This window comes from Paenibacillus sp. J31R120 (genome assembly GCF_056269225.1).
Genome location: NZ_JBWDNN010000008.1, coordinates 210860 through 225701, shown reverse-complemented (window position 1 = coordinate 225701; position 14842 = coordinate 210860). Strand labels below are relative to the sequence as shown.

The following is a 14842-nucleotide window of genomic DNA, read 5'->3' as shown; positions in this document are numbered from 1 at the left end:
TCTAATTGCTGTGGATCGGCATAAATCCAGAATTAATGTCGTGACAAACACTTAAATACACCAACTCGGCGCAAACCCGGAAATAGTGGTGCGAGAAACGCTTAAATGCTCCGAATTGGCGAAAGTCCGGAAATAGTGATGCAAGAGACGCTTATTTGCTCCAAATGGGCGGAAATCCAGAAATAGTGTCGTGATAAACGCCTAATACTGCCGATATCTGCTGCGTGGCGGCTGGGAAGCTGAGTCTGGATATGCAAGTGAATGCACTCCACCAGACAGCGCCTGGCTCAACGAAGCCAATGACTCACGAATCATGAGGCCGACCCCAAAAGATCGCCTTCACAAGCCGAATACGGCATTGCGAGGCGATCCCTCAAGAAAACGCTATTGGCGTTAAGCCTTCTCTTCATACAAGCGGACAATCTCCACGATCGTCTTGACGGCCAGCTCCATATGATCGACCGAGACATATTCGTAGCGGCCGTGATAGTTCATACCGCCTGTGAAAATATTCGGCGTAGGCAGCCCCTTGAAGGAAAGCTGGGAGCCGTCCGTGCCGCCGCGAATCGGCTCGACGATCGGCGTGATGCCGAGATTGACCATCGCTTCATGCGCGATGTCGACGACTTCCTTCACCGGCTCAATTTTTTCGCCCATATTGTAGTACTGGTCCTTCATTTCCAGTTGAATGCGTCCCTCGCCATATTTGGCTTGCAGCTCTTTTACGATGCTGGTCAAGAGCTCTTTGCGTCCATTGAAGAGATCGCGGTCATGGTCGCGAACAATATATTTGAGCGATGCTTGCTCCACATCACCTTCCAGATTCATCAGGTGGAAGAAGCCCTCATAGCCGTCTGTATGCTCGGGCGCTTCGCCTGCCGGCAGCTTGCTGTTCAGCTCAATGGCGATTTTGATCGCGTTGATCATCTTATCCTTCGCCGTTCCGGGATGGACGTTTTTGCCCTGAATCGTAATTTTGGCTCCGGCGGCATTGAAGCTTTCATATTGCAGCTCGCCGAGAGGGCCGCCATCCATCGTATAGGCATAGGTAGCGCCGAAGGCATCGACGTCGAAGCGGTGCGCGCCGCGTCCAATCTCCTCATCAGGCGTAAAGGCAACGCGGATTTTGCCGTGCTTGATCTCCGGGTGGGCGATCAGATAGGCCATAGCCGTCATAATCTCAGTCATGCCGGCTTTATCATCGGCGCCGAGCAGCGTCGTGCCGTCGGTAGTGACGAGGGTTTGTCCCTTGTAGCCGGGCAGCTCAGGGAACTCCGACGGGGACAGGATGATGCCCTGTGCTTCATTCAGTACGATGTCGCCTCCGTCATAGTTCTCGACGACCTGCGGATTGACGCCTGCACCAGTCATGTCCGTCGCGGTATCGAGATGGGCCATGAAGCCGATCGTCTTCACGTCCTTATCCGTATTGGCAGGCAGTGTCGCCATGACGTAGCCGTTCTCGTCTACGGTCACATCGCTCATGCCAATCGCCTTCAGCTCCTCGACCAGCATGCGGCCAAGCGTCAGCTGCCCGGGCGTGGACGGGCATTGTTCATTGCTTTCATTCGACTGGGTATCGACTTTTACATATGTGAAAAACCGGGAAAGCAGCTCTTGTCTCATCGACATAGTTGTTTCATCTCCTATATTCATCTTCAAGCAAAGTATAATATAAAGCAGGGATCAAATGAAAGGCAACCGCATGGCAGCCGAAAGCGAGGAACATGATGACGAAAAGCAAGGAGTACACAAACGAGCCATTCGTTCAAATTGCACGGAAGCTGAATCCGGCAGGGGAGCTGCGTGAAAGCCGAACGTTGGCGGGAGGCGTGTCGGCCTCCACCACTTATATAGAAGTCGCAACAGAAGATGGCGCGATTAGCCGTTACGTCGTGCGCCAGCACGGCGAAGCGGATCGGAGAAGGGACCCCGACATTGCCAGACATGAATTCGAGCTGCTGCAATTGTTGAAGCAGCATGGCGTTCCGGTTGCGCAGCCCCTGCTTTATGATCAATCCTGCGGCATTCTTCCTGGTCCGTACATCGTTGCCGCATATATTGAAGGCCGCGCCGAACTTCAGCTCACCAGGCAAGCTGTGCCGTATGCCGAGCTGTTAGGCAGCCAGCTTGCGGCTATTCATCGAGCGGCGATCAGCCGCTCAGACCTCCCTTTTTTGGCAGACATGTATGCCGTTATTGCTGATAAGCTGCAAGCGACACCCGTACGGCTGGACGATTCGTTAAATGAAGGGAGCATTCGCGAGGCTCTCGATCAAGCGTGGCCGGATTTGCAACGGAACAGAGAGGTCATTCTGCACGGCGATTATTGGCCTGGGAATGTCCTATGGAAGGATGGCTCCATTGCCGCGATTCTCGACTGGGAGGACGCGGCTTGGGGCGACCCGATGTCGGATGTCGGCAATGCCAGGCTGGAGCTGCTCTGGGCGTACGGGGAAGAAGCGATGGAAGTCTTCACGCGGCAATATCGGGCGGAGATGCCTCACTTAGCGTACGAATGCTTGCCTTATTGGGATTTGTGCGCGGCGCTTCGGCCTGCATCCTGCTTGTCCGGCTGGGGATTGGAACCGGATGTGGAGCGCATCATGCGGGAGCGTCATACCGGCTTCGTCGCTCAGGCGCTGGCTAATCGGCATCATGAATAGGAGAGGGGAGACGATGCGATTCGGCTCCCCTTTCATGTGATGCTATGATCAAGCCTGCTCGCGCATTGTTTTATTGCGGGCGTAGATCATCCCGATCGTCCTCTCCAGCTCCGGCTCTCTCAGGCGCAGATCGCGGAGATTATGCTGCCTCGTGACCAAGCTGACGGCCTCGCCTAACGAGACGTCACTCCGATCGAATTGATACGTGACGTTATGGCCGGAATGCGCCACGACCTGAATTCGGGCATCCTCCAGAATAGCGTCATTCCCTCTATACTCTACTTCGAGCAAGGTTCCTCCGCCATATTGACGGCTGAACGATTGCAGTCCGCCATCATAGATGATCTGTCCTTCATCAATCATCATAAGGCGATCACAGACTTCCTCGATATCGTCCATATCATGCGTGGTCAGGATAACGGTTGTTTTTTTCTCCGCATTCAGTTCCTTCAGAAATCGTCTGATATTGGTTTTGGCGATGACATCGAGCCCGATGGTGGGCTCGTCCAGATACAGGATTTTGGGATCATGGAGCAGGGAAGCGGCAAGGTTCGCCCGCATTTTTTGCCCCAGACTGAGCTGCCTGATTGGTGTCCGATAGAAGCCCTTCATCTCCAGCAGCTCCACCATAAATTCCACATTGCGGCGAAAGACGGAGGGCTCGATACGGTACATGCGCTGAAACAGCCGGAACGTATCCTCCATAGGCAGATCCCAATACAGCTGCGAGCGCTGGCCGAATACGACGCCGATATGCATGGCGTTCCTCTTGCGGTCTCGGCTTGGTTCGATTCCGTTGGTCAGAATGCGGCCAGAGGTAGGCGTGAGCACACCGGACAACATCTTGACCGTCGTGGACTTGCCGGCCCCGTTCGGCCCTATGAAGCCGACGAGCTCCCCTTCTTCGATATGGAAGGAGAGGCCGGATACCGCAGTCTTCCACTCATATGCGCGGGAGAACAGGGATTGGGCAGAAGCGAGCCAGCCGCTCGCACGCGGGCGGTTCACTCGATAGGCTTTGGATACGTCATGAGCTTCGATCATCGTAAAGTCTCCTTTTCTAAGAACCTGTGCTGTGATAATGCTTGATTCCCCAGCGCCATAGCAGAATCGCGCCGGTGAACAGCACGGCTCCGACAGCTAGCGTCAAATATTGAAAGACGGGATGGAACAACAGGAAATCTTGTTTGTTCAAAAAATATTGCGCCGGATAAAAGTTAATAAAGGCATACGGCACGACCAACGTCAGCACGATCTGGATCGATGCCGGATAGATGGATACCGGGTAACGAATGAAGTCTTTAAAGTCGTATAGAAACAGCTGGGCAAGGCTTGTATTGCGCACCATTCAGAAGGACGGGATCGCGGTATAGATGAAGGCAGCGGCTTGAATCAGCATACCGCCAATAAGCGTGATGAACAGGAAAACAAAATCCCATAAGCCCAATGACAGATCCAAATGATAGATGCATATGCCAATGAACAGCAGTCCGAAGGCGACGTTGGAGAAGTAGGAGGCGGTGAATTCGCGGCTCATCAGATAGAGCAGCGGATTCATCGGCTTGGTTAACAGCTCGTCGAACTCACCGGATTGGACCTTGGCGGGCAGCTTGGTGAAGGGATGGAAGCAGAAGAACGCCGCCATGGAGTAGGAGGTCAAATTCAAGGCATACAGAAACATAACCTCGTATTGTCCCCAACCGGCTATCGATTCGAATCGATAGAGCAGCACCCAGATCAACGCGAATTCAGTGCTCCATACAATGCCGCGAGACAGAAAGGTCAGCAGAAAGGCTGCCCGGTATTCAGTCTTGGCCTTAATGTTGATACGAATGAAGGTCCAATACAGCGATGCGTATTCCATAGCTAGCCTCCTTGAACGAATATTTTGTGCTGAGCCCTGGACCATGCCCATTTCTCCAGCAGCAGGAGAAGGGCAATCCAGAAGCCCTGCAAGGCGATAATGCCGAGCGCTCCCGCCATGTCCGTCTTCCCGGCCAGGATAGCGATGGGCTCGAAAGTGACGAGTCGGAAGGGCAAGAATGTGCCTACGTGCAGCAGCCATTGCGGATAGAACCATAATGGAACGAAGGTGCCGGCGAACAGCTCATAGAAGGCCTTCATGAACCAATCGATATAATAGGCATTGCCTGTCCAGAAGCTGGTAAGGCCAAGCAAGTAATGGATATGGTAGATGATCACGATGCCGCAGATGACGCTAATGGCAAAAAGCAGCATTCGCAGAGGTGCGGCAGCAATCGTCGGGACGCTCATGAAGGCGAAGTAGATCACGCAGGCCGGAACGGCGCTGAACAGGAAGCGGAACATATTCTCTCCCCATTGGTCCGCAATCATATACGACTTGAAGGATACGGGCTTGATGAGATCGGTGCTGATCGAGCCGCTAATGACCTTGTCTCCAATGGTCGAGCCGATGCGGGAGTACGTCAGGGTGCCAACCAGCAGATTGATGAGGACGAAGAGCATCATATCGTCGTAGGTAATGCCGCCTATCGCTTCCTTTCCGCGGAATAAGCCTTGCCACACGCTCATCAGGACGAATAGCTTCAGGAACGAGCCAAGAGCAAGGATGACTGTGTTGCTGCGGTAAACGCTATTCATGCGGAACGCGGTCATGGCGAACATGGCAAACAAAGAGAAAGGTGCCATCATACAGGTAGTCCTCCCTTCCAAGTGGAAATTTTCTATAATATGGGTCTAATCATAGCCCAGCTCTATGCTATAGTGATAATTAATAATAGATATAGCAGCTATAATGGAGGGATATAGCAATGGTGAATTTGGAGCTGTACCGCATCTTTTATTACACAGCAAAAGCCGGGAGCATCTCCAAGGCGGCCCAGCAGCTGCATATGGCTCAGCCTAGTGCGAGTCTTGCCGTCAAGCAGTTGGAGGATTCGCTCCAGACGAACCTGTTCCACCGGACGCCACGGGGCGTGTCGCTTACCAGCGAAGGTCGGACCTTGTTCGCTTACATCGAGCAAGCTTATGAGCTCATTATGTCTGCGGAAAGCAAGCTGGACGAAGTAGCGAATATGGGTGGCGGGGAGATTCGCATCGCTGCCAGTGTGTCGGTTATTCAATATGTGCTGCTGCCCCATCTTGAACGGTTCCACCGGGAATACCCGACAATTAATATGAAGGTATCCCCCGGTAGTACCCAAGCTTGTCTGAAGATGCTGAAGGAAGGGAAAATCGATTTTAGCATCGTTCGACTGCCGATTGAAGACGAGTTGTTGACGACAACGAGTCTCCTGTCGATACAGGATTGTTTTGTCGCAGGCGAGAAGTACAGGCATTTGTCGGAATTGCCCATTTCGCTGAAGGAGTTGGCGGCGAACTATCCACTCGTTGTATTTCCTCCGCATATGACGTCACGCCAAACGATGAACCAGTTGATGGCCTCCTTTGGCGTTACGCTTGCCCCGAAGTATGAGATCGGCAGCTTGCATGTACTCATCGGACTTGCCCAGGCGAATTTGGGTCTCTCCTACGTGGTTAAGGAGTTCGTGAAGAAGGAGCTGGAGGAGGGCAGCCTGTTCGAGGTGAAGCTGGAAGAGCAGATCCCCCGCATTGAATTTGGCATCGTACGAATGAAGCATCTGGCGATTCCGGTCGCGGCCCAGCATTTTATTGACGGGATGCTGGAGGAGGCAGGCGAGAAGGCGGGAAACTAATCCAGCTTCGACATAGCCGACCGCATCGGCAAACAGCGATTAAACGCCCGTTAACATCCATTGTGACAGGCGTTTTTTTGTTATATGATAGGAGGGTGAATCGGGGGTAGTCCCGTTCATGCCTATTATGGATATGATAATGGAGGACAAGATGAATCCTAGAGATTTGAACTATAGAATGCCTGCGGAATGGGCGAAGCACGAGAGAACCTTTATGTCCTGGCCTGTGCAGGATTCGATGGTCTATCCGGAGCATTATGAGGAAGTAACGGCGGGGTACGCCGAAATTATAACGGCGATTGCCGAGTTTGAGCCGGTAACGGTTATCGTCAACCCGGATGATCTGGAGCGTGTAGGTGCTCGCTTCACGGGCAATGGCAATGTGGAGCTGCTGCCGATCCAGCACAATGACGCCTGGTTCCGCGACAACGGACCGACCTTCTTGCTGGGTGAACAAGAAGAGCTAGCTGGTGTCAATTGGGGCTTCAACGCTTGGGGCGGCAAGTATTCCCCATGGGATCTGGACGATGCGGTAGCGCCGCAAGTGCTGAAGCATGTCGGCGTTCGCCAGTTCGACGCACCGCTTGTCATGGAGGGCGGATCGATTCATGCAGACGGAGAGGGTACGCTGCTGACGACGGAGGAATGCCTCCTGAACGAGAACCGCAATCCGGAGCTGACTCGTGAGCAGATCGAAGCCCATGTGAAGCAATTCGTGAATGTGGATGAAATCATTTGGTTGAAGCGCGGTCTGAGCGGCGACGAGACAGACGGTCATGTCGACAATATCGCTTGCTTCGCAGCACCGGGCAAAGTCATTATCCAAGTATGCGACGAACCGTCGGATGAGAACTATGCGATCACGCAGGAGAATTTGCAAATTCTTCGCGATGCCGTCGATGCGAAGGGACGCAAGCTGGAGATCATTGTGATCCCGCAGCCTCCGTATACCGAATATGAAGGCCAGCGTCTGACGCTGAGCTACTTGAACTTCTATTTTGTGAATGACGGTATCATTCTGCCGGTATTCGGCGGCGCGGCCGAAGAGACGGACCGCAAGGCAGAGGAGATTCTTGCCGCAGCATTCCCTGACCGCAGAATCCGCAAGGTGAACGGCATGGCGATTATCGCCGAGGGCGGCAACGTTCACTGCACGACGCAACAAATGCCGGCAGGCCGGGCATAATCGAATAGGGAAGAGGAGGTAACACCATGAGAAAAGTAAAAGTAGCGGCTACCCAAATGAGCTGCTCTACCGATAGAGACGACAACATCCGCAAGGCGGACGCTTTGGTGCGTGAAGCAGCCAAACAAGGCGCACAGATTATCCTGCTTCAGGAGCTGTTCGAGACGCCGTACTTCTGTCAGAAGGAGAAGGCGGACTATTACGTGTACGCGACGGAGCTGGAAGAGAACGCAGCAATCAATCATTTCCGTCAAGTAGCGAAGGAATTGCAGGTTGTGCTTCCGATCAGCTTCTACGAGAAGAAGAACAACGCGCGTTACAACTCGCTGGCTGTCATTGACGCAGACGGCGAAGTACTGGGCAAATACCGTAAGAGCCATATTCCGGACGGTCCGGGCTATGAAGAGAAATTCTACTTCAACCCTGGCGATACAGGGTTCAAAGTATGGCATACACGTTATGGCAAAATCGGCATCGGCGTATGCTGGGATCAATGGTATCCGGAAGCTGCGCGCTGCATGGCACTCATGGGCGCCGAGATTCTGTTCTACCCAACGGCTATCGGCTCTGAGCCTCAGGATGGATCGATCGATTCCAAGGATCATTGGCAGATGTGCATGCTGGGTCACGCCGCATCCAATTTGATGCCTGTCATTGCCTCGAACCGCGTAGGCTTGGAATCCGATGAGGATTCCAGCATTACGTTCTATGGTTCGTCCTTTATCGCAGGACCACAAGGCAATAAAATTGCCGAAGCGGGCCGCAGCGAAGAGACGGTGCTGGTAGCGGAGTTTGATCTGGACCAACTGGAGACGCAGCGCATCGAGTGGGGCATCTTCCGTGACCGCCGTCCGGATCTGTACGGCATTATCGGATCCTATGACGGCGAGCTTCGCATCAAACAATAATGTTCATGAGAAACTTCCGGATATTCTCCGGAAGTTTTTTTGTTGATCTGGGGTCAGCGGGATTAGACATTTGAATATCATCAAGCAGATAGGAGTGAAAATCCATGGACTAGCGGGGTACCGAGGGTGCTTTGTCCGGTCTGACTCTCTCGTGCCTGCTTTCCTAAGAAGAATGAATTATTCCGGTTATTTACAAACCGCAAGAGGGTGCGATAAGCTGTGAGCAGACTTAGGAGCTTCGAACGGGAGAGTGAAGCGTTATGAAGATTAAAGTATTAATCGCGGATGATAATTCCTTTGTAAGAGAAGGCATGAAAATCATATTATCAACATTCGAAGAGTTCGAGGTTACTGCAACGGTACAGAATGGCCGGGAGGCTGTCGACTATTGCGAGTCCCATGAGGTGGATGTTGCGCTGCTTGATGTGCAGATGCCGGTCATGAGCGGAGTGGAGGCGACCAAGCTGATTACTGAGCGAACACGAACCAAAGCGCTAATACTAACGACCTTCGACGATGACCAGTTTATTCAGAATGCCATTCGCAATGGCGCGAAGGGTTATCTGTTGAAAAACAATGATCCAGAGCGAATTCGGGATGCGATTCGTACCGTGTACCACGGACATCATGTGCTGCAGGACGTCGTGCTGAACAAGCTGGCATCCGGCTTGATGACGGCAAGAGAGCAAGAGCAGGCGCCAGCGGCTGGAGAGAAAATCGACAAAACCCTGTTCACGGCAAGAGAGCTGGATATTTTGGCGCTTATTGCGAAGGGCTTGTCCAATAAGGAGATTTCCAAGCAGCTGTACATATCGGAAGGTACCGCAGCCAACCACATCACCTCCATCTTAAGCAAGACGGGACTGGAGCATCGGACACAGATTGCGATTTATTATTTGACGGGCGAGGGCAAATAAGTGAGGGAGCGCGAGATACGGCCGGAGAATTGGACGCTCATGTTCAAGCTGGTGTTGCTGCTCTACGTGACGGGTTCCATCTACCTGTCCGAGAGCGGGCTAACCGGGTGGTATACGGCTGCTGTTCTGCTCTATATCAGCCTGGATCTATTCACTCATATTATGCGCTCCGTCACGATGCAGGGGGTAGGCGCCGCGGTATCCATCCTGTTCATCATCGCCATCTCCTATGAGCTGAATCCGCTCCTGGCGCTGTTGTTACCCGTGAACCTGCATCGTCTTGCCGTACCTCTGCTGCGGCATCCTGCGCCTGTTCTGCTATTGATGCTGGCTCCGATTCTTCTGCTTCCCAAGGAGCTGTATACCAGCTATGGGCTGGCAGCAGCTTTAAGCTATCTCTTTCTCACAGTTCTGTCAGCATACACCGACAAGAGCAGGGCTTACCGCAGCATGCTGGAAGCGATGCGTGAGGAGCAATACCGACTGAAGAAGCAGCTTCAGGAGAGCATGGAGCACCGGAGACAGTCGGAATATATGTTCAAGCTGGAGGAGCGCAACCGGCTCTCGCAGGAAATTCATGACCGGATCGGCCACTCTATGACCGGAGCGCTGATCCAGATGGAAGCCGCGAAGCGGCTGTATGCGACAGATGCCGTAAGGTCGGCTGAGCTGCTTCAGAATGCCATACATATTTCCAAGGACGGCATTGAGCAGATTCGCCAGGTGCTCAAGAGCATGAAGCCGCTTAATGAGCAGCTCGGCATGAATCGGATGCGAGTGCTGGCGGATGAATTCGCCGCGACGCATGAGATGGAGACACAGCTGACCCATGAGGGGGATCTCGATCGGATTGAGCCGCTCCACTGGCGCATCCTTCAACAGAATGTAACCGAAGCGCTGACGAATACGGTCAAGTATGCCGAGGCTACAGTTGTATCGATTCATATCCAAGTGCTCCATACGATGATCAAAGCAAGCGTAAGCGATAATGGCGCAGGCGCGTCCAAGGTAATCAAAGGGCTTGGCATCGTGGGTATGGAGGAGCGGACGGCAGCCGTAAGCGGCAAGATTATTGTCGACGGATCCAAGGGCTTTGCCGTCACGACGCTTATTCCCTTAGCAAGCGCATGAATGGTTCATATGTGGACCATGAAGATTCTCATGGATAAAGGATGAACTTGTGCACTACTCAGGTTCGTCCCTTTTTTATATGATGAACGTAAGTTGAAAACGAAGCGGGAGGATAAGCGATGAACGTATTGCAACTGAAAAAGCTGACCAAAAAATACGGGGAATTCGCTGCAGTCGATCAATTGACGCTCGCAGTTCAAGAGGGTGAAATCTTCGGTCTGCTGGGCGCGAATGGAGCGGGGAAAAGCACAACGATTAACATGATTGCTTCACTCATTCCAATTACGAAAGGCGAGATCGAGCTACTGGGCAAAAACATCGCCAAAAACGGCAAGTTCGCGAAGTCTAATATCGGCATCGTGCCGCAGGAGCTGGCGATTTATGAGGATATGACGGCATATGAGAATGTTCATTTTTTTGCCGGACTATACGGACTAAGAGGCGCGGAGTTGAAGCGCAGAGCGGAGGAGGCGCTGGCGTTCACAGGCTTGAGCGACAAGCATCGCAGCTACCCGAGAGATTTCTCCGGCGGCATGAAGCGAAGGCTGAATATTGCCTGTGCGATTGCCCACCGTCCGAAGCTGATCATTATGGATGAGCCGACGGTTGGTATCGATCCCCAGTCCCGCAATTATATTCTGAATTCGGTGCGGAAGCTGAACGAGATGGGCAGCACCATTATCTACACCAGCCACTACATGGAGGAAGTCGAAGAGCTGTGTACCCGAATCGCCATTCTCGATCACGGCAAAGTGATCGCGGAGGGAACGAAGGCACAGCTGAAATCTATCATTACTGACCAGAAGGATATCCGCATCGACGTTCGTTCTATCGAGGGACTCGATACGGGTAAGCTGCGTGAGATTGCCGGTGTACGGGCTGTCATCGTCAATGACGAGCAGAATAGCGTAAGCATCAGTACCGATGCAGAAGTAAACAGTCTGAACCGCATTATTCAGGGGCTGCTCGCTGCGAACATCGAGATACGCTCGGTAGAGGAAAGCCAGCCGAGCCTGGAGACGGTATTCCTGACGCTGACGGGCAGAAGCCTGCGGGATTCATAACGGCGAAACGGGAGAGGAGGGACGAATTCATGAACATATGGCGGATAGCAGTCAAGGAGTTAATGACGTTTCGTGATGTGAGGATGCTTGTATTCATGCTGGCTACGCCTGTTCTGCTAATGCTGATTATGGGGTCGCTGTTGTCCAGCGCTTTTAACGCCAGCGTTGCGATCGGCGATATTCGAGTCATCTATTCGGATCATAGCGAGGATGGCGCGATCGGTGCGAATTGGGAGCTCTGGTTGAGCCAATACGGTACAGAGCATATGGTTTTCGAGAAGTTCGAGGGGAACGATTCGGAAGCGATGGAGGGGGTGCGAGACGGCAGCTACTCCGGATATGCAGCATTGAATCAATCCGGCGTTCACTATTATGGCAATAGCCGAAGCAGCGTGGAGAATAGCATGGTAAGCGGTATCCTGTCGGCATTTGCCGATCGCTATAAGCTGAGCCTTGCCGGGGCTGCGCCGGAACCGGAGAGCATGGTGCAAGGGAGCTATGTGAAGGAGACTTTGCTTCAAGGCTCACACATGCCGGGAGCGATGGACTATTTTGCGATTGCCGTTACAACAATGATTATCTTATATAGCGCTGCAACGGCAGGGAATCTTATTGACAGCGAGAGAACGCGCAATACGGCTATTCGTTTGTTAGCCTCTCCGATTTCCAAGGGCGAGATCTTTGTGGGCAAGATTTTGGGCACGATGGTGCTCCATGCAGCATTTGTCGCGCTAATTCTGCTGATCAGCAAATATATGTACGACGCGAATTGGGGCGACAATCTCCCTATGGTCTGGCTCGTGCTGCTCTCGGAGATCGCCTTTGCGCTAAGCTTGGGGCTTGGAATCAGCTATATCGTTAAAGGCAAGGCTTCCGGCATTGTCATTATGACGATCATCCAGTTGGCATGCTTCTTCGGCGGTTCGTATTACCGCATTGAAGATAACGGGGATTTTGTCAGCAAGCTGGCTCCCTATTCCCCGCTTACTTGGTCCAATGAAGCATTGATGGACATTATATACGGCGGCGAGACTGGAACGGCTTTAACCGCGTCTGCGCTTAATCTTGGCGTTGCCGCGGCGATGCTCCTTATAGCGGCTGTCATGATGAGAAGAAGGGAAGGGCTGTAGCAATGAGAGATACGATATGGTTGATTCGAAGAACGGCCCTGACTATGCTGCGGAGTTACAAGAGCTTGCTGCTGTATTTGCTCACGCCGGTCGTCGGCATCGGGCTTGCCTTTCTTATCTATAGCGGGCCAGGTGAAGTGTCGGTACGGATTGGCGTAGTGAACCAGGATGGCGAACAAGTGGTTGCGTCGGATGTCGTTCATTTTCTGGATGGCATCAGTCATGTGGAATGGAGTGACGTTCAGGAAGAAGAGGCGCGCGAGCTCGTGCTTGCGGGAGAACTGGATGCGGCAGTTATTCTGCCAAGCGGCTTCTCCGCAGGGGTTAAGGCTGGCAAGGCGGAATCCCCTATAGAGCTGGTCGCTCTTGAAGGTTCCGCGGCGGCATCTTATATCCGGTCCTATCTGGATTCTTACATGGGGAATCTGACGACAATCGGCATGATGGCTCAAAGCGGCGGAGATAGCTTTGATACGGTCTACGTCAAGTACAAGGCGGCGGAATTTGGGCTGCTGTCGGAAGAAGTGACAGACACATCGGCCCAGCGTGATATGGCAAACCGCGCGATCGGATACTTGATCATTTTCATGATGTTCTCGGCCGTCAATTTGTCGGCATTCATGATCAAGGAGAAGGAGGATCGTACGTACTTCAGGGTGTTGGCTTCTCCCGTCTCGGCCAAAGCTTACGTAACGTCCAATGTGGCCGTGAATATGCTTGTGCTGCTGGTGCAAATAGCGATTATGCTGGTTGTGATGATTGTCGGCTTTGGCATTGAGCCTGGCCTTCCAATTTGGCAGCTGGTTGTCGTCTTGCTAATGTTCGCTTGGGTTGCCGTTGCTTTGTCACTGGTTATCGTCGCTTTCGCAAATAATTCCATGTCGGCAAGCGCGATGCAGAATTCATTGATCATTACTTCATGCCTGCTAGCCGGCTGCATGTTCCCGATTGATGCGATGCCGCAAGCGATGCGCGTGATCGCAGATTTCTTGCCGCAGCGCTGGCTGCTGGATACGATAAGCAAGCTGCAGCAAGGTGCTGCGTTAGACGACTTGTCCATGAACCTGCTGACACTGCTTGCGTTCGCGGCGATGTTCTCTCTGCTAGCGATCTATAAGTTTGGCCACAACAAGCATGCCCGAACATATGTATAGGAAGCAATCATGGAAGCAACAGCTCCGATCCGCGTGGCCGAGTCCTTAACTTAACAGGAGCCATTGGCTTGCGATAAAGCGTATTTTCACCTACGGTCTCCTTTCATATTAGAAGAATGTCGTTTCGACATAAAGGCTCGTCATGATATACTGAGGGCATGACGACACTAGATACGGATTCCCAAGCACAATTGAATGAAAAGCGCTGTAGCATCTGCGGCAGCATGAAGCCGCTTGGCGAATTTCTTCGCAGAACGGGGCGAAGGCCCGGCAGACACGGACGCCGGGGGACCTGCCGGGCTTGCCGGAGCGGCAGAGCAGCTGCACTTCCTGAGACAGCAGCGGTAAGCCGGGCGGGAACGGATAGCTACGCCATTTCTGGAGATCATCGGGAGGTCGATCATCCGGTTGCTGCTCCTCCTGCCGCGAGCCATTCGGATGGAGTCGCTATGCCGCCTGCGCGCAAGAAGCGTCCCCGGAAGAGGCGACGGGCGGGCGCGGCTCAGAAGCGCCAAGCGGTTGCGGCTGCTCAGCCGGAGCCTGCGCCGCCTAAGCGGGAGAAGCAAAGCCCTACCGACGTTTCGTTCCTTCGACCGACAGCACAAGGGTTTATTAGGATGCGGGGAAAAACCGACAACGGACGGCGCTGGTATCAGGAGATCGAGCCCGAGCTTGCGCAAATCCTAGTGCGGGAAGGAGCAGCAGTCGTGGTGAATCGTCATACGATTCGCAGGCTGTACAGCAACAAAGAATTTCGCAAGCTCATCTTGACCCGTGACAACTATACGTGCCGATTCTGCGGGAGATACGGCGATACGATTGATCATGAGCTGCCTCGGGCGAAGGGCGGGCATACAACTCCCGCTAATTGTGTATGCGCCTGCTATGAATGCAACCAGCTAAAGGCGAACCGGGACGTAGATGAATTTATACGTACGCTGGATTAGTGGCGGCTATCTAGTTGACACTGAACGATACATTTGCCGAA

13 protein-coding genes and 1 pseudogene are annotated in these 14842 nt (G+C 53.0%); 10 read left to right on the top strand and 4 right to left on the bottom strand.

Annotation, left to right across the window (positions count from 1 at the left end; all coding sequences use genetic code 11):
- Positions 1–393: 393 nt before the first annotated feature.
- Entirely contained in the window at positions 394–1626 is a 1233-nt protein-coding gene (gene pepT, locus AC0YNW_RS24090) for a peptidase T (RefSeq protein ID WP_475834128.1), read from the bottom strand.
- A 101-nt stretch (positions 1627–1727) separates the two neighbouring features.
- On the opposite strand from pepT, the gene AC0YNW_RS24085 reads away from it, so the two are divergent.
- On the top strand, positions 1728–2666 hold the full coding sequence (locus AC0YNW_RS24085) for a phosphotransferase (RefSeq protein ID WP_475834091.1): 939 nt from the start codon (positions 1728–1730) through the stop codon (positions 2664–2666).
- Between the two features lie 48 nt (positions 2667–2714).
- Here the strand turns inward: AC0YNW_RS24085 and AC0YNW_RS24080 are convergent, their stop codons facing one another.
- The 3 genes and pseudogenes from AC0YNW_RS24080 to AC0YNW_RS24070 all read right to left on the bottom strand — a co-directional run bounded on the left by AC0YNW_RS24080 (position 2715) and on the right by AC0YNW_RS24070 (position 5339).
- A complete protein-coding gene (locus AC0YNW_RS24080) occupies positions 2715–3710 on the bottom strand; it encodes an ABC transporter ATP-binding protein (RefSeq protein WP_475834090.1) in 996 nt (331 codons plus the stop codon).
- Positions 3711–3726: 16 nt separating this feature from the next.
- Positions 3727–4530, bottom strand: a pseudogene (locus AC0YNW_RS24075) (ABC transporter permease).
- Positions 4531–4532: 2 nt separating this feature from the next.
- A complete protein-coding gene (locus AC0YNW_RS24070; protein ID WP_475834089.1) occupies positions 4533–5339 on the bottom strand; it encodes an ABC transporter permease in 807 nt (268 codons plus the stop codon).
- Positions 5340–5458: 119 nt separating this feature from the next.
- Between AC0YNW_RS24070 and AC0YNW_RS24065 the strand changes: the two genes are divergently transcribed.
- The 9 genes from AC0YNW_RS24065 (at position 5459) to AC0YNW_RS24025 (ending at position 14801) form a co-directional block, all read left to right on the top strand.
- Positions 5459–6364, top strand: coding sequence for a LysR family transcriptional regulator (locus AC0YNW_RS24065; protein WP_475834088.1), 906 nt, complete (start codon positions 5459–5461; stop codon positions 6362–6364).
- A gap of 151 nt (positions 6365–6515) precedes the next feature.
- Positions 6516–7550 (top strand): agmatine deiminase family protein, encoded by a 1035-nt coding sequence (locus AC0YNW_RS24060; protein WP_475834087.1) that lies wholly within the window; start codon positions 6516–6518, stop codon positions 7548–7550.
- 26 nt (positions 7551–7576) lie between these two features.
- Entirely contained in the window at positions 7577–8458 is an 882-nt protein-coding gene (gene aguB, locus AC0YNW_RS24055) for an N-carbamoylputrescine amidase (protein WP_475834086.1), read from the top strand.
- Positions 8459–8718: 260 nt separating this feature from the next.
- The gene (locus AC0YNW_RS24050; protein ID WP_475834085.1) at positions 8719–9375 is read left to right on the top strand and encodes a response regulator; all 657 of its coding nucleotides are present in this window, start codon (positions 8719–8721) and stop codon (positions 9373–9375) included.
- Positions 9376–10506, top strand: coding sequence for a sensor histidine kinase (locus AC0YNW_RS24045; protein ID WP_475834084.1), 1131 nt, complete (start codon positions 9376–9378; stop codon positions 10504–10506).
- Positions 10507–10625: 119 nt separating this feature from the next.
- A complete protein-coding gene (locus AC0YNW_RS24040; protein ID WP_475834083.1) occupies positions 10626–11570 on the top strand; it encodes an ABC transporter ATP-binding protein in 945 nt (314 codons plus the stop codon).
- Between the two features lie 29 nt (positions 11571–11599).
- Positions 11600–12700 carry an ABC transporter permease gene (locus AC0YNW_RS24035; protein ID WP_475834082.1) on the top strand — a complete coding sequence of 367 codons (1101 nt, stop codon included), beginning with the start codon at positions 11600–11602 and terminating at the stop codon, positions 12698–12700.
- Between the two features lie 2 nt (positions 12701–12702).
- Positions 12703–13854 (top strand): ABC transporter permease, encoded by a 1152-nt coding sequence (locus AC0YNW_RS24030; RefSeq protein ID WP_475834081.1) that lies wholly within the window; start codon positions 12703–12705, stop codon positions 13852–13854.
- Between the two features lie 158 nt (positions 13855–14012).
- Positions 14013–14801, top strand: a complete 789-nt coding sequence (locus AC0YNW_RS24025) for an HNH endonuclease (RefSeq protein ID WP_387480130.1) — start codon at positions 14013–14015, stop codon at positions 14799–14801.
- The last annotated feature ends 41 nt before the right edge of the window (positions 14802–14842 follow it).